Annotated in this window: 14 protein-coding genes; 7 read left to right on the top strand and 7 right to left on the bottom strand. The window is 72.6% G+C overall.

All coding sequences use genetic code 11. The annotated features are described in order from the left end of the window. Positions 1–28: 28 nt before the first annotated feature. From AB0P35_RS03260 to AB0P35_RS03250, 3 genes are all read right to left on the bottom strand, one after another. Positions 29–655, bottom strand: coding sequence for a TetR/AcrR family transcriptional regulator (locus tag AB0P35_RS03260; RefSeq protein WP_363505812.1), 627 nt, complete (start codon positions 653–655; stop codon positions 29–31). A 187-nt stretch (positions 656–842) separates the two neighbouring features. Then, positions 843–1,679: a serine protease gene (locus tag AB0P35_RS03255; RefSeq protein WP_363505809.1), complete on the bottom strand. Its 837-nt coding sequence runs from the start codon at positions 1,677–1,679 to the stop codon at positions 843–845. Between the two features lie 123 nt (positions 1,680–1,802). Beyond that, positions 1,803–2,426 (bottom strand): TetR family transcriptional regulator, encoded by a 624-nt coding sequence (locus AB0P35_RS03250; protein ID WP_095875036.1) that lies wholly within the window; start codon positions 2,424–2,426, stop codon positions 1,803–1,805. 108 nt (positions 2,427–2,534) lie between these two features. On the opposite strand from AB0P35_RS03250, the gene AB0P35_RS03245 reads away from it, so the two are divergent. Together AB0P35_RS03245 and AB0P35_RS03240 are read left to right on the top strand one after the other, a co-directional pair. Further along, positions 2,535–2,690 (top strand): hypothetical protein, encoded by a 156-nt coding sequence (locus AB0P35_RS03245; protein ID WP_363505805.1) that lies wholly within the window; start codon positions 2,535–2,537, stop codon positions 2,688–2,690. Positions 2,691–2,757: 67 nt separating this feature from the next. Next, positions 2,758–3,021 (top strand): DUF4190 domain-containing protein, encoded by a 264-nt coding sequence (locus AB0P35_RS03240; protein WP_363505802.1) that lies wholly within the window; start codon positions 2,758–2,760, stop codon positions 3,019–3,021. Between the two features lie 65 nt (positions 3,022–3,086). Here the strand turns inward: AB0P35_RS03240 and AB0P35_RS03235 are convergent, their stop codons facing one another. Continuing rightward, positions 3,087–4,982, bottom strand: coding sequence for a ricin-type beta-trefoil lectin domain protein (locus AB0P35_RS03235; RefSeq protein WP_363505799.1), 1,896 nt, complete (start codon positions 4,980–4,982; stop codon positions 3,087–3,089). A gap of 279 nt (positions 4,983–5,261) precedes the next feature. On the opposite strand from AB0P35_RS03235, the gene AB0P35_RS03230 reads away from it, so the two are divergent. After that, positions 5,262–6,467 (top strand): alginate lyase family protein, encoded by a 1,206-nt coding sequence (locus tag AB0P35_RS03230; protein WP_363505796.1) that lies wholly within the window; start codon positions 5,262–5,264, stop codon positions 6,465–6,467. Positions 6,468–6,535: 68 nt separating this feature from the next. On the opposite strand, the gene gcl is transcribed toward AB0P35_RS03230, so the two are convergent. Further along, a complete protein-coding gene (gene gcl / locus AB0P35_RS03225) occupies positions 6,536–8,317 on the bottom strand; it encodes a glyoxylate carboligase (protein ID WP_363505793.1) in 1,782 nt (593 codons plus the stop codon). A gap of 185 nt (positions 8,318–8,502) precedes the next feature. Between gcl and AB0P35_RS03220 the strand changes: the two genes are divergently transcribed. Together AB0P35_RS03220 and AB0P35_RS03215 are read left to right on the top strand one after the other, a co-directional pair. Then, the gene (locus AB0P35_RS03220; protein WP_363505790.1) at positions 8,503–9,258 is read left to right on the top strand and encodes a protein phosphatase 2C domain-containing protein; all 756 of its coding nucleotides are present in this window, start codon (positions 8,503–8,505) and stop codon (positions 9,256–9,258) included. Between the two features lie 139 nt (positions 9,259–9,397). Then, positions 9,398–10,093, top strand: a complete 696-nt coding sequence (locus AB0P35_RS03215) for a type 1 glutamine amidotransferase domain-containing protein (RefSeq protein WP_363505787.1) — start codon at positions 9,398–9,400, stop codon at positions 10,091–10,093. A gap of 93 nt (positions 10,094–10,186) precedes the next feature. On the opposite strand, the gene AB0P35_RS03210 is transcribed toward AB0P35_RS03215, so the two are convergent. Further along, positions 10,187–11,506, bottom strand: a complete 1,320-nt coding sequence (locus AB0P35_RS03210; RefSeq protein ID WP_363505784.1) for an aldehyde dehydrogenase family protein — start codon at positions 11,504–11,506, stop codon at positions 10,187–10,189. A gap of 78 nt (positions 11,507–11,584) precedes the next feature. On the opposite strand from AB0P35_RS03210, the gene AB0P35_RS03205 reads away from it, so the two are divergent. Further along, a complete protein-coding gene (locus tag AB0P35_RS03205) occupies positions 11,585–12,010 on the top strand; it encodes a MarR family transcriptional regulator (RefSeq protein ID WP_363505781.1) in 426 nt (141 codons plus the stop codon). 37 nt (positions 12,011–12,047) lie between these two features. Here the strand turns inward: AB0P35_RS03205 and AB0P35_RS03200 are convergent, their stop codons facing one another. Next, positions 12,048–12,527 (bottom strand): hypothetical protein, encoded by a 480-nt coding sequence (locus AB0P35_RS03200; RefSeq protein WP_363505778.1) that lies wholly within the window; start codon positions 12,525–12,527, stop codon positions 12,048–12,050. A 213-nt stretch (positions 12,528–12,740) separates the two neighbouring features. Here AB0P35_RS03200 and sulP point away from each other — a divergent pair, with 213 nt between their 5' ends. Continuing rightward, on the top strand, positions 12,741–14,474 hold the full coding sequence (sulP, locus tag AB0P35_RS03195; protein WP_363505775.1) for a sulfate permease: 1,734 nt from the start codon (positions 12,741–12,743) through the stop codon (positions 14,472–14,474). Positions 14,475–14,574: the final 100 nt, after the last annotated feature.

Below are 14,574 nucleotides of genomic sequence, written 5' to 3'. Positions count from 1 at the left end.
TCTGCGGGGCTGTGGCCTGCAGGGTGGTTCAGTGCTGGGCCGCGCGGTGCGCGGGCGCGGCCTCGGGGGCGCCGAGGGCGCGCAGTGCGAAGGCGGTGAGCGCGGGGATGGTGTCGCCGGGGTCGCCGGCGGCGAGCGGGCCGACGAGCGCCTCGCCGATCGCGCCGACCAGTGCGGCGGCGGTCAGTTCGGCGTCCTGGGGCGGGAGTTCGCCGCTGTCGACGGCGGCGGCGATCTGCGTGGCGATGACGTCGCGAAAGGCCCGGCGGAAGACCAGGCGTTCGGCGTCGACGACCGGGTCGACGGGTTCGGCGAGCAGCGCGTAGGCGCGGCGGGGGGCCTTGAGGGCGCGGGCGGCGAAGGTTTCGACGACCGCGGCGACCCGGCGCTGCGGGGTCTCCTCGCGGGCCAGGGCCTCGGTGACGGCGGCGACCTCCCGGCCGACGACCGTGCGGAAGAGTTCGACGGCGAGGTCGGACTTGCCGGCGAAGTGGCGGTACATGGAGCCGGTGGCGATGCCGGCGCGTTCCGCCACGGCGGCGACCGAGCAGCCCGCGTAGCCGCGCTCGGCGAGCAGCGCCACGGCCGCCTGGAGCACGGCGGCGCGCTGGGCGTCCAGCCGGGCCTGGACGGCGGGGGTGCGTCGGTATGCCATGCCAAGCATTGAAGCACTGATTCACTGCTTCGAGAAGTCCCGCGGGCCGGGCGCCCGGGAATGCCGCGAGGGCCGCCCGCCGGTCGGCGGGCGGCCCTCGGGAGGGGGCGGCAGGTGGCTGTGGGGCCCGGGCGCGCAGGCACCGGGAGGGCTTCGGCGGGGGCTGCGGCTCGGGCTTCGGCCGGGGCTACGGCTTGGGCAGCGCGCAGCCGGACCGGGTGAGGTCGAGCTTGTTGCCGGCGGCGAAGCAGGCGGGGATGAGGTAGGTCTCCTCGGCGTAGTTGATGCCCTTGCGGACGGTCACCGTGCCGTTCTGGTCGACCTCGCAGGGGTTGTTCTCGGTGCAGCGCTCGCCGTCCTCGTTGCCGGTGTTGTTGACGGCGACGACCTGGCCGGTGGCGGTGTCGACGACCGGCGAGCCGGAGGTGCCGCCGATGGTGTTGCAGCTGGAGGTGTAGCGGACGGCGTCCTTCCAGGTCCAGCCGCCCTCCTTCAGCCGGTAGGCGAACCCGTCCACGCTGCAGGAGTAGATCCTCTTCCAGTACCCGGAGACCACCTTGATCGAGGCGCCGGCCGCCGGGTGGCTCGCCGAGAGGGTGAGCGGGGCGATGCCGTAGCGGGACTGGATGGCCGAGTAGGTGGTGTTCAGCTGGTAGAGCGTCACATCGGTGTCGGTCATGGTGCTGTAGACCACCTTGCTCGCCCGCAGCGTGCCGAGGCTGCCGCCGGAGGAGCTGAGCAGGGTGAAGCTCCGGCTGGACGAGCGGTTGGTGATGACCTGGCCCGGGGAGGGCATCCCGGTCTCCAGGCAGTGGCCGTTGGTGAGCACCAGGGCGGGGTCGGAGGCCGTGGACGCGGGCAGCCGGACGACCGATCCGGAGCAGTTGCTGAGCGCCACCGTGCCGGCGAAGTCGACGGCGACGGCCGCGGGGGCGCTCGCTGCGGAGGCGGGGGCGGCACCGGCCAGCGCGGTGGCGCCGCCGAGCAGCAGGGCCAGGGACGCGCCGATGAGCGGCTTCTTCATGGGAGGGCCTCTCGGTCTGTGGGGGTCCTCCAAAGTTGGCGTGTCCATGAAATTGTGTCAATGCGCTTGTATGAATTACGGGTTACGAGAGTCGCCGGTCGGCACCGCCCGCACGACGGAGTGTCAGCCCTCGTCCAGCCAGTGCCTGCGGCCGGCGCTGATCAGCCGCAACCGGGTGCGGGCGGCACGGGCGATCCGCGCCTCCTCGGCCGGACCGCCCTCCATGAAGGCCGCCGCCGTCGCCACCATGTGCTCGACGTACAGGCCGGCGAGCATCCGCAGGTCCTCCGCCGACCAGCCGGCCGCGGCCGGCTGCGCGCCGAGGCCGGCCGCCACCTCGTCCGTGAAGCGTTCGAACTCGGCGGCGATGGCCTCGCGGACCGGCCGGACCCCGCCGTGCCGCTCACGCGCCAGGAAGCGCACATGCGCCCGGTGCTCGCGGACGTGGTCGGCGATCAGATCGACCGTGCGGTCGATGATCTCCTCGGAGCCGTCCTGCTCGGCCAGCACCCGGCGGATCATCCCGTGCAGGCTGGCCAGCGACTCCTCGACCAGCACCACGGCCAGTTCGGACAGGTCGCGGAAGTGCCGGTAGAACCCGGCCGGCGAGAGTCCGGCCTCCCGGGTGACCTCGCGGACGCCGATGCCGCTGAGGTTCTGGTGCTCCAGCAGCCCGAGGGCGGCGTCGAGGAGGGCGCGGCGGCTCTGCTGCTTCTGGGCCTGGCGGACCCCGGGGGTGTGACTCACATCATTCAGTAAACAACTGTTTGCCGACTTTGGCGAGCGTACGATGGAGAAGTCGGCGAACAGTCGTACACCGAATCGGCCGCCGACCGGGGAGAGGACACACCTGCCGTGAGCCTTCTGATCGTCATCGTCGCCATGAGCCTCCTCGCGGGGGCCGCGATCCACACCTCCATGCCGGTCTTCCTGGCCGCCTCCGCAGCGATCGCGCTCTGGCTGCTCGCCTTCGGCGCCCGCGAGCGGATCGCCCGCGTCCGGCACCGCTGACGGCGGGCCGTCTCCGAGGCCCGCCCCGACGTCCCGGCATCCCACGACCTCCCACCGGAGTCCTGCCATGGAACAGCTCGCCACACCCCGCTCCGCCGCCGACGGCGACCAGATGGCCGTCGCCTCCTTCCTGCTGGCCCTGCCGGGCCTGCTGCTCTTCAACGTGGTGCTCGGCCCGGTCGCGATCGTGCTCGGCACGCTGGCGCTGGTCCGCGGCACCGGCCGGCGCGGCCGGGCGGTGCTCGGCATCGCGCTCGGCGTCGCCGACCTCGCCGTCCTCGCGGCCGTCACACTCGCCGGCCACGGCACGGTCTGGCAGCTCGGCGCCTGACGGCACGACGACGCGCCCGGTTCCGCCCCCTGCGGCGGAACCGGGCGCGTCCGCGCCACCGGCCGTCAGGCGGTCGGGGCCGTCCACTTCTGGTTGGCCGCACCCGTGCAGCTCCAGATCTGGATCCGCGCGCCGTTGGCCGCGCTGTTGTCGGACACGTCCAGGCACTTGTTCGCCTGCGGGTTGACGAGGTCGTGCGTCGCGGGGTTGTACGTCCACTGCTGGGCGCCCGTCCCGTTGCAGTCGTACAGCTGGGTCTTGGCGCCGTCCGCGGTCGAACCGGCGGCCACGTCCAGGCACTTGCCGAACGCGCGGACGGTGCCGTCGCCGCCGACCGTCCAGGTCTGGGCGGCGGTGCCGTTGCAGTCGTAGAGCTGGACGGCGGTGCCGTTGGCGGAGTTGGCGCCCGCCACGTCCAGGCACTTGCCGGCCAGGCCGGTGATCCGGCCGGTCGCACCGCCGCCACCGCCCTGGGCACCGGCCCAGGTGAAGGTGGCCGAGGTCTTCGCGGGCAGGCCGTAGCTGAAGTTCTGGCCGCCCCAGACCACCCGGACGGTCTGCGCGCTGCCGCTGTCGTTGTAGGCGATCAGCGCCTTGGAGCCGTCCGGGTTCTGCCAGGCCACGTTCGGCACCGCGGCGTTGGCGGTGGAGGCGATCCGGTACGCGCCGGGCTTCACGAACTTGGTGAGATGGCCCATGGTGTAGTACTCGACCGTGTAGTCCACCTGGCCGCTGCGGGAGTCCCCGTTGTGCACCGTGACCAGGCCGGTGCAGGTGCCGCAGCCTCCGTAGTGCGGGCCCATGTTCTGGTCGACGGCGAGGCTCCACTTGGTCACCGACTTACCCCAGTTGCGGGTGTAGTCGATGATGTTGCGCATGTCCTCCTGCTGCTGGTTGCCGATCCAGGTGCCGCCGGAGTGCTCGGTGTCGAAGGCGTCCATCGTCGGGTACTGGTCGTGCACCGTGGTCTGCGTCGCGACGTCACCGCCGTAGCCGTGCCAGGCCATGCCGCCGAAGTTGGGGTGGGTGCGGATCGCCGTGTCGTCCACCACCGGGGCGGCGTAGCCGTTGTACTGGTCCCAGTTCCAGTCCAGCGCCAGGACCTTGGTGGCGAGACCCGCCCCGGAGAGCGCCGGCAGCAGGTTGTTCTCGGTGAAGTAGGCGAGGCCCGAGCCGTTCCAGCTCGTCGACGGGTAACCGGCGCAGCAGGTCGGCTCGTTCTGCACCGTCACGTAGTTCACCGGTACGCCCTGGGCCTGGTAGGCCTGCAGGTACTTCACGAAGTACTGGGCGTAGGAGCCGTAGTACTCGGCCTTCAGCCAGCCGCCGTTCAGGCTGCCGCTGTCCTTCATCCAGGCGGGCGCCGTCCACGGGGACGCCATCACGGTGAGCGCCGGGTTGAGCTGCCTGGCCTGCTTGGTGAGCGGCAGCACGTCCGCGAGGTCGTGGCCGATCGTGAAGCCGTTCAGCGCCGGGTCGACCGAGCCCGCCGGCTGGTCGTCGTAGGTGTAGCCGTAGCGCGCCAGGTCGGAGGAGCCCATCGGGTTGCGCAGGAAGGACAGGCCGATGCCCTCGGTCGGTGAGAACAGCCGGCGCATGGCCTCGCCGCGGGCGGTCGCGCTCAGCGCACCGCTGCCTTTCATCAGCCAGGCGGCGGTGTCGGTGAACGAGGCGCCGCCACCGGTGAACTGCTGGTAGCGAGTGGACTCGTCGACCGAGATCAGCTGGCCGCCGCTGCCGGCGCCGCCGGTGAAGGTGAACGCCGCCTGCTGGGCGAGGCCGCGGGTGACGTGCCGGCCGCCCTCGTCGTCGGTGGTGGTGAGCCAGACGTTCACCGTCTCGCCCGCCGCGTGCGCTCCGGGCGCGCCGGCCAGCAGGCCGGTGGCGGCCAGGGCGCCGGAGAGCAGTGCGGCGGCCGCCCGGCGCGTGCGGGCGGCATGGTGGGGTGGGGGCCAGGCCATGATCGGATCCGCCTTCGATCGGGGGAATGGGTGGGGATGTTCGACTGCCGGCCGGCGGTCGAGATTCAACTCCTGATGCTGGTGGACCGTCAAGTCATAGGTATCGACCAATTTTTGATCAACTCATGAACACAGGAGAGCGGTTGCTCGCCGATCGGGCCGCACGAGTTGACGATGCGCCCGACAGGCAACCGATAGGAAACTTTCCAGTCGTCTTGACGTGCGCACCTCCGGGCTAGTTGACTCCAGCTCCCGTCGCCCCCACCGACCGGAGGACCCATGCACCGTCGACACCGCCGCCGCCGACTGCCTGCGGCCGCCGCACTGCTCGCGCTCCTCTGCGCGATACCCGTCGGCATCAGCGCCACCGCCCCGGCCCCCGCCGAGGCCGCGCCGACGACCTTCGCCCACCCCGGCGTCCTGGTCTCCAAGTCCCAACTCGACTTCGTGCGCGGCAAGGTGCAGGCCGGAGCGCAGCCGTGGAAGAGCGCCTACGACCAGATGCACGCGAGCAAGTACGCCTCGCTCAGCCGCACGCCCAAGCCCCGCGCGGTGGTCGAGTGCGGCTCGTACTCCAACCCCAACTACGGCTGCACCGACGAACGCGAGGACGCGCTGGCCGCGTACACCCTCGCCCTGGAGTGGTCGATCACCCGGGACACCCGGTACGCCGCCAAGGCCGTCCAGATCATGGACGCCTGGTCCGGCACGATCAAGGACCACACCAACAGCAACGCCCCGCTGCAGAGCGCCTGGTCGGCCTCCACCTGGCCGCGCGCCGCCGAGATCATCCGCTACACCTACAGCGGCTGGCCCGCCGACAAGGTCGACCGCTTCGGCGCGATGCTGCGCAACGTCTACCTCCCGAAGGTGGTCAACGGCTCACGCTCCAACGGCAACTGGGAGCTGAGCATGACCGAGGCCACCATCGGCATCGGCGTCTTCCTCAATGACCGGACGGTCTACGACAAGGCGGTGGCCACCTTCCGCGGCCGGGTGCCCGCCTACATCTACCTCGCCTCCGACGGCGCCCTGCCGAAGACGGCGCCCGGCAGCGGCCTCGACACCCGGGACGAGATCGTCAACTACTGGCAGGGGCAGAGCACCTTCGTCGACGGCCTGACCCAGGAGACCTGCCGCGACCTCACCCACACCGGCTACGGCCTCTCCGCGATCGCCCATGTCGCCGAGACCAGCCGCATCCAGGGCCAGGACCTCTACCCCGAGGTCGCCGACCGCCTGCGGCACGCCCTCGGCCTCCAGTCCAAGAACGAACTGGGCACCGCCGTCCCGTCCTGGCTCTGCGGCGGCACCCTCTCCCAGCACCTGGGCCCCGTCACCGAGGTCGGCTTCAACGCCCTGCACAACCGCCTGACCTACGGCATGGACAACACCCAGAAGCTCACCGAGCAGCGCCGTCCCGCCGGCACCGACAACCTCTTCACCGCCTGGGAGACCCTCACCCACGCCAACAACCCCGCCTAGCCGCGACGACAGGGCCGCCCGGGCGAACGAGTGGCCCGGGCGGCCCTGTTGAGGGTGCGGCGGGTGGATCAGACGGCGAGCGGGCGGATCGCGGTCGGGGCGTGGCCCGGCTCGGTGGCGAGGTCCTCGAACTCGACGACGCTGGCGATGTCGCTGCCGCTCATCGCGATGTTGGTGACCCGCTCCAGGATCGCCTCGACGACGACCGGGACGCGGAACTCGGCGGCGAGCTTCTTCGCCTCCTCGAAGGCCGGCAGCAGCTGGTCCGGCTCGGTGACCCGGATCGCCTTGCAGCCGAGGCCCTCGGCGACCTTGACGTGGTCGACGCCGTAGACGCCCAGCTCCGGCGAGTTGAGGTTCTCGAACTCCAGCTTGACCTGGAAGTCGATGTCGAAGTTCCGCTGCGCCTGGCGGATCAGGCCCAGGTACGAGTTGTTCACCAGGACGTGGACGTAGGGGATCCGGTGCTGGGCGCCGACCGCCAGCTCCTCGATCATGAACTGGAAGTCGTAGTCGCCGGAGAGCGCGACGACCGGCGTCTCCGGGTCGGCGGTGGCGACGCCCAGCGCGGCCGGGATGGTCCAGCCGAGCGGCCCGGCCTGGCCGCAGTTGATCCAGTGCCGCGGCTTGTAGACGTGCAGCATCTGCGCGCCGGCGATCTGCGAGAGGCCGATGGTGGTGACGTACCGGGTCTCCGGGCCGAAGGCCCGGTTCATCTCCTCGTAGACGCGCTGCGGCTTGAGCGGCACGTTGTCGAAGTGGGTGCGGCGCAGCAGGGTGGCCTTGCGCTCCTGGGCGGAGGCGGCCCAGGCGCCGCGGTCCTTGAGGGCGCCGGCGGCGTCGCGCTCCTTGGCGATCTCGACGAAGAGTTCCAGGGCGGCCCGGGCGTCGGAGGCGATGCCGTAGTCGGGGGCGAAGATCCGGCCGATCTGGGTGGGCTCGATGTCGACGTGCACGAAGGTGCGGTCCTTGGTGTAGACGTCGAGGTTGCCGGTGTGGCGGTTGGCCCAGCGGTTGCCGATGCCGAGGACGAAGTCGGACTCGAGGAAGGTCGCGTTGCCGTAGCGGTGCGAGGTCTGCAGGCCGACCATGCCGGCGTTGAGCGCGTGGTCGTCCGGGAGGGTGCCCCAGCCCATCAGCGTGGGGACCACCGGGACGCCGGTCAGCTCGGCGAATTCGACGAGCAGGTCGGAGGCGTCCGCGTTGATGATGCCGCCGCCGGCGACGATGAGCGGGCGCTCGGCGGCCTGCAGCAGGTCGAGGGCCTTCTCGATCTGGGCGCGGGTGGCGGTGGGCTTGTAGACCGGCAGCGGCTGGTAGGTCTCCGGGTCGAACTCGATCTCGGTCATCTGGACGTCGATCGGCAGGTCGATGAGGACGGGGCCGGGGCGGCCGGAGCGCATCAGGTGGAAGGCCTGCTGGAAGACGCCGGGGACCTGTGCCGCCTCCAGGACGGTGGTGGCGGCCTTGGTGACCGGGCGGGCGATCGAGGCGATGTCGACCGCCTGGAAGTCCTCCTTGTGGATCCGGGCGACCGGGGCCTGGCCGGTGATGCACAGGATCGGGATGGAGTCGGCGATCGCCGAGTACAGGCCGGTGATCATGTCGGTGCCGGCCGGACCGGAGGTGCCGATGCAGACGCCGATGTTGCCGGGGTTGGTGCGGGTGTAGCCCTCGGCCATGTGGGACGCGCCCTCGACGTGGCGGGCCAGCGTGTGGTGGACGCCGCCGGCCGCCTTGAGGGCGGCGTAGAAGGGGTTGATCGCCGCGCCGGGCACACCGAACGCGTTGGTGACGCCCTCGCGCTTGAGGATCTCCACTGCCGCACGGGCGGCTGTCATACGAGGCATCGGTTTCTCCTGCCCGAGCGGGGGATACAAACTGTTCCGCGATGCGGAAGTACGATTCTGAATCGCGAAATCAAAGTAGGCCGGGCCCCGCGAGGCCGTCAAGGTAGGTTTCAACAGAACGTTGCAGATCTGGGCGGGGCCGGCCCGGCGGGCACCACAATGGGAGACGAGAGGGGGCGAGCCGCATGCCGTACATCAGCGTCAGCGCACTCAGTCACGAGGGCCTGGTCCGCGACCACAACGAGGACAGCCTGGCCGTCGGCCCGTGGACGCTCTGCGCCACGGTGACCGAGAGCCCGCAGACACTGCTCTTCCCGCTCGGCGCCACACCCTGCCTGGTCGCGGTGGCGGACGGGCTCGGCGGCCACCCGGCCGGCGAGGTGGCCTCCTCGCTGACCGCCCGCCGGCTCGCCGCGGCCGGCCACGACCTGCGCTCCGAACAGCACGTCCAGGACGAGCTCCGCGCCTGCAACGCCACCCTGTACGACGCCGCGGACGCCGACCCCGGCCTCACCGGGATGGGCACCACCGTCGCCGGCCTGGTGCTGAGCGCCGAGCAGGTCCTGGTGTTCAACATCGGCGACAGCCAGGTCTTCGAGATCGCCGGCACGGCCGGCACCCCCGAACTGCGCCAGCTCAGCACGGACGACAGCCCGCCGCCCCCGCCCGGCCGGCGCACCACGAACATCGTCACGAGCACCCTCGGCGGCACCGTCGTGCGCCGCGAGGTCGACCCGCACCTGCGCCGCCTGCCGGCCGAGGTCGGCGCCCGCTACCTGGTCTGCAGCGACGGCCTGACGGACCCGGTGCCGCCGCAGGAGCTGGCGGCCCTGCTCGGCGGCGAGGACGACCAGCGGGCCGCCTTCGAGCTCTGGCGGGCCGCGATCGAGGCGGGCGGGCCGGACAACATCACCCTGGCGCTGGTGCGGATCGGCGAGTGATCCGGCCCCCGGCCGCGGGAGGGCGCCGACCGGGTGAACCATCGGAATCCCGATGGCTGCCATCCGGTCGCCTATTGGCCCGACCGCCGGTCGGCGGCCTAGCGTCGGAGGAAAGCCGAACGAAGGAGTGACCGCCGACATGGCGAAGATCCTGTTTGTGATGACCGGCGCCGACCACTGGACCCTGGCCGACGGCAGCAAGCACCCCACCGGCTACTGGGCGGAGGAGTTCCTCACCCCGTACCGCGCGTTCACCGCGGCCGGGCACGAGGTGGTCGTGGCCACCCCGGGCGGCGCGGTGCCGACCGCGGACGCCGGCAGCCTCTCCGCCGGTGCCCTCGGCGGCGAGGAGAACGCCGCCGCCGCGACCGCCGCGATCGCCGCCGCCGAGCCGCTGCGGCACCCGCTGGTGCTGGCCGACGTCGACCCCGCCGAGTACGCGGTCGTGTTCTACCCCGGCGGCCACGGGCCGATGGAGGACCTCGCCGTGGACGCCGACTCCGGCCGGCTGCTCACCGCGACGCTCGACTCCGGCCTGCCGCTCGGCGTGGTCTGCCACGGCCCGGCCGCCCTGCTCGCCGCCGAACGCCCGGACGGCACACCGACGTTCGCCGGGTACCGGCTGACCGGCTTCAGCAACACCGAGGAGCGGATGGCCGGCCTCGCCGACCGCGCCCCCTGGCTGCTGGAGGACCGTCTGGTGGCGCTCGGTGCCGAGTACTCGGCGGGCGAGCCCTGGGCGCCGTACACGGTGACCGACCGGAACCTGTACACCGGGCAGAACCCGGCCTCCTCCGGCCCGCTGGCCGAGGAGCTGCTCAAGGCGATCGGCTGAGGCACAGCACCGGCCGCGGGCCGACTGCTTGACATCATCAAGCAGACGGGCGGGCGGGATCCGGTCTCCGGCTCCCGCCCGCCGTCGTGCCGGTCAGCCGACCGGCACCTCCAGCACCGCCTTGCGGTGGCTGAACGCCTCGATCGAGTACCGCCCGTGGTAGCTGCCCATGCCGCTCTCCCCCACGCCGCCGAACGGCAGGTCGGAGACGGTCAGATGGGCCAGCGGCAGGCCGAAGCCCAGACCGCCGGAGGAGGTCTCCTCGGCGAGCCGGCGCCGGGTCTCCTCGGCGGGGCTGAACACGTACAGGGCGAGCGGCTTGTCCCGGTCGTTGACGAAGTCGATCGCCTCGTCCAGGCCGGCGACCTCGACGATCGGCAGGATCGGCCCGAAGACCTCCTCCTGCATCACCGGCGAGTCCGGGGCCACGTCCGCGAGCACGGTGGGCGCCAGGTAGCGGCTCTCCCGGTCGCGGCCGCCGCCGACCACCGTCCGACCCGAGTCCAGCAGTGCGGCCAGCCGGTCGAAGTGACGCTCGTTGACGATCCGGCTGTACAGCGGCGAGGCCGCCGGGTCCTTGCCGTAGCGGGTCTCCACCGCCTCGGCCAGCAGCGGCTCCAGGGCCCGGGCGGTGGCCGGGTCGGTGAGCACGTAGTCCGGGGCCACGCAGGTCTGTCCCGCGTTGAGGAACTTGCCCGCCACCAGGCGCTCCGCCACCACCGCCAGGTCGGCCCCCGCGTCCACGAACGCCGGTGACTTGCCGCCCAGTTCGAGGGTGACCGGGGTCAGGTGCTCGGCCGCCGCGCGCATCACGATCCGGCCCACCGCGCCGTTGCCGGTGTAGAAGATGTGGTCGAAGCGCTGGGCCAGCAGGGCCGTGGTCTCCGCCACCCCGCCCTCCACCACCGCGACCGCCTCGGTGTCCAGGTACGCGGGAAGCAGCCGGGCGAGCACCGCCGAGGTCGCCGGCGCCAGCTCGCTGGGCTTGGCCACCACCGCGTTGCCCGCCGCGAGCGCGCCCGCGACCGGCGCCAGCAGCAGCTGCACCGGGTAGTTCCACGGCGCGATCACCAGGACGACGCCGAGCGGGTCGTACTGCGTCCGCGCCTGCGCCCCGGCCAGCCGTTCCGGCACCGGCGCCGCCTCCGGGCGCAGCCACTCCGCCAGGTGCTCCAGGGTGTGGTCGATCTCCCGCACCACGAAGTCGACGTCGGTGCGCAGCGACTCCTGTTCGCTCTTGCCGAGGTCGGCGCCGAGCGCCGCGGCGAGCTCCGGGCCGTTCTCGGTGAGCAGCGCGCGCAGCCGGTGCAGCTGCTCGGTGCGCCAGGAGAGCGGCCTGGTCCGGCCGGTGCGGAAGGTCGCGCGGAGGCGGGCGACGAGGTCGGCGGCCTGCTCGGCCGGGCGGTCGTTCATGAGAGGGTCCTCGCAGCGAAATGGTTGATATCCTCAACTACCTGAATCCAGGAAACGCCGGTTACTTGAGGATGTCAAGTGAATCCAGATGCGTCGGAGCTGGTGGAGCCGCTCGCCCGCGTGGTCCGCGGCTACTACGACGACCTGGCGACGGTCGCCGGCCGGCACGGCCTCAGCACCACCCAGGCCCGCGCGCTCATCGCCCTCGACCGGCCGCTCAGCATGAGCGCCCTCGCCGAGCACCTGGTCTGCGACGCCTCCAACGCCACCGGGCTGGTCGCCCGGATGGAGGCCCGCGGACTCGTGGTGCGGACCCCCTCCCCCGAGGATCGCCGCAGCAGGACCGTGCACGCCACCCCGGACGGACAGCGGCTCGCCCGCCGCATCCGCGCCGAGATGCACACCGTGCACGGCGCCCTCGCCGGCCTCACCCCCACCGAGCGCGGAGCCCTCCTTCCGCTGCTGCACCGCCTCGGCGAACTGCTCGGCCGGCCGCCGGGCTGAACCTCCGCCCCGCGAGCGGCCGGTCCGTGTCCTCCGCTCAGCCCGCCGAGGAGGCCTCCCGCTCGGCGAGGAAACGCGCCACGGCCGCATCCGTCCGCGGCAGCCCCGCCAGCGGCTCGCCGACCGCCCGGCCCGCGACCTCCACGGCCGTCGCCACCACGTCCGCGCGGAGCGCCGCCTCGGCCACCACCGCGCTCGCGGCCAGCTGCACCTGGGCGGCCGCGACGATCTCCTCACGGTGCCGCAGGCCCTCGGCCCGCGCCGAGGCGACCAGGGCGGCGCCCTGCTCGGCGGCCTCCTGCCGGATCCGGGCCGCCTCGTGGCGGGCGGCGTCCAGCTGCGCCCGGCGCTCGTCGTGGAGCGCCGAGGCCTCGGCGAGCAGGTGCTGCGCCTCGGCGAGCCGCCCGCCGGTGGCCGCCTCGCGTTCCGCGAGCGTCCGTTCGATCCGGGGCAGCACGACCCTGCCGAGTATCCCGAACATCACGAAGAAGCAGATCAGACCGAGGACGACTTCCACAGGGTTAGGCTCAAGGGGTCCCATGCCCGCAGACCTACCCACGGCTCGCACGGTCATGCGACTGACGCCGGGTCAGGCGCCGACCCTGCCCCTCTCGCGGCACCGCCCCGGCCCTCGTCCGGCCCTCGTCCGGCCCCGCCCGGTCCCCGCGCGTGGCCTGGCGGGCGTGCGGCGTGTTCCGGGGCATCATGACCTCAGGGCGAAGGGAGAGCCATGCCGCAGCAGACCGACGCCTCCCAGCCGGCGTGGTGGCACCGCCTCGTGCCCGCCGCACCCGGCCTCACCGTGCTCCGGCACTACCGGCGGAGCTGGCTCCGCGGCGACCTGCTGGCCGGTGTCACCGTCGCGGCCTACCTCGTGCCGCAGGTCATGGCCTATGCGAGCGTCGCGGGCCTGCCGCCGGTGGCCGGCCTGTGGGCGATCCTCCCGGCGATCCTGCTGTACGCCGTCCTCGGCTCCTCCCGCCTGCTCTCGGTCGGCCCGGAGTCGACGACCGCCCTGATGACCGCGACCGCCATCGGCCCGCTCGCCGCAGGCGACACCTCCCGCTACGCGGTCCTCGCCGCGGCGCTCGCGGTGGTGGTGGGCCTGCTCTGCGTGGTGGCCTGGGTGGCGCGGCTCGGCTTCGTCGCCGACCTGCTGTCCCGGCCCGTCCTGATCGGCTACCTGGCGGGCGTCGCCCTGATCATGATGGTGGACCAGCTGACCAAGCTCACCGGGGTGGAGACCGAGGGCGAGGGCTTCTTCCCGCAGCTGGTGTCCTTCTTCGAGAACCTCTCCGACATCCACCCGGCCACCGTGGCGCTCAGCGCCGCCGCCCTGCTCTTCCTCTTCGCGGTGGCCCGCTTCCGCGCCGTCCCCGGCCCGCTGCTCGCACTCGTGCTCGGCACCGCGGTGGTCTCCGCCTTCGACCTGGAGGCGCACGGCATCAAGGTGATCGGCGCGATCCCGCCGGGACTGCCCAGCCCCGAACTCCCGAGCCTCTCCGACCTGTCGCAGCTGGTACTGCCGGCGCTCGGTGTCCTGCTGGTCGGCTACACGGACGTCATCCTCACCGCACGGGCCTTCGCCACCCCGGGCGACACCACCCGGCTGGACCCCAACCAGGAGCTGCTGGCGCTCGGCGCGGCCAACGTCGGCTCCGGCGTGCTGCACGGCTTCCCGGTGAGCAGCAGCGCCAGCCGGACGGCGCTCGCCCAGTCCGCGGGCGGCCGCACCCAGGGGTACGCGCTGACCGCGGGGCTGGCGGTGGTCGCGGTGCTGCTGTTGCTCAGCTCGCTCCTCACCCACACGCCGACGGCCGTGCTCGGCGCGCTGGTGGTCTACGCGGCGGTCCGGATGATCGACGTGTCGGGCTTCCGCCGGCTGCTGTCCTTCCGCCGCGGGGAGTTCCTGCTGGCGCTGGGGTGCCTGGCCGGCGTACTCGCGCTGGACATCCTGTACGGCGTGCTGGTCGCGGTCGGGCTGTCGATCGCCGAGCTGCTGACCCGGGTGGCCCGCCCGCACGACGCCGTCCTCGGCACCGTGCCGGGGCTGGCCGGCATGCACGACGTCGACGACTACCCGGCCGCCCGGACGGTGCCCGGCCTGGTGGTCTACCGCTACGACTCCCCGCTCTTCTTCGCCAACGCGGAGGACTTCCGCCGCCGCGCCCTGGCCGCCGTCGACGACCAGCCGCACCCGGTCCGCTGGTTCGTCCTCAACACCGAGGCCAATGTCGAGGTGGACATCACCGCCCTCGACTCCGTCGACTCCGTGCGCCGCGAACTCACCGACCGCGGCATCGTCTTCGCCCTCGCCCGGGTCAAACAGGACCTCCGCGCGGACCTCGACGCCTACGGCCTCACCGACTCGGTCGGCGAGGACCGCATCTTCCCCACCCTCCCCACCGCCGTGGCCGCCTACGAGGCCTGGTCCCGGACGGCCGGGCCGGCCGCCGACGCCTGAGCCGCCCCTGCATGAGCGGACTCACGCATGAGCCCCTGACACGGGAATGCCCGACACGGCCGCGGCCGGACCGAGGGGTCCGGCCGTCGGCCGTTGGTGT

This window comes from Kitasatospora sp. NPDC085879, from assembly GCF_040686255.1.
Taxonomy (GTDB): Bacteria; Actinomycetota; Actinomycetes; order Streptomycetales; family Streptomycetaceae; genus Kitasatospora.
This window is presented reverse-complemented; position numbering and strand designations above follow the sequence as displayed.

What these genes read in the sequence shown, in the direction of transcription:
- AB0P35_RS03215 (WP_363505787.1), top strand. Translation starts at nt 9,398, where the DNA reads ATGGCGAAGATCCTGTTTGTGATGACCGGCGCCGACCACTGGACCCTG.
- gcl (WP_363505793.1), bottom strand. Translation starts at nt 8,317, where the DNA reads ATGCCTCGTATGACAGCCGCCCGTGCGGCAGTGGAGATCCTCAAGCGC.
- AB0P35_RS03220 (WP_363505790.1), top strand. Translation starts at nt 8,503, where the DNA reads ATGCCGTACATCAGCGTCAGCGCACTCAGTCACGAGGGCCTGGTCCGC.
- AB0P35_RS03255 (WP_363505809.1), bottom strand. Translation starts at nt 1,679, where the DNA reads ATGAAGAAGCCGCTCATCGGCGCGTCCCTGGCCCTGCTGCTCGGCGGC.
- AB0P35_RS03230 (WP_363505796.1), top strand. Translation starts at nt 5,262, where the DNA reads ATGCACCGTCGACACCGCCGCCGCCGACTGCCTGCGGCCGCCGCACTG.
- AB0P35_RS03240 (WP_363505802.1), top strand. Translation starts at nt 2,758, where the DNA reads ATGGAACAGCTCGCCACACCCCGCTCCGCCGCCGACGGCGACCAGATG.
- AB0P35_RS03260 (WP_363505812.1), bottom strand. Translation starts at nt 655, where the DNA reads ATGGCATACCGACGCACCCCCGCCGTCCAGGCCCGGCTGGACGCCCAG.
- sulP (WP_363505775.1), top strand. Translation starts at nt 12,741, where the DNA reads ATGCCGCAGCAGACCGACGCCTCCCAGCCGGCGTGGTGGCACCGCCTC.
- AB0P35_RS03210 (WP_363505784.1), bottom strand. Translation starts at nt 11,506, where the DNA reads ATGAACGACCGCCCGGCCGAGCAGGCCGCCGACCTCGTCGCCCGCCTC.
- AB0P35_RS03235 (WP_363505799.1), bottom strand. Translation starts at nt 4,982, where the DNA reads ATGGCCTGGCCCCCACCCCACCATGCCGCCCGCACGCGCCGGGCGGCC.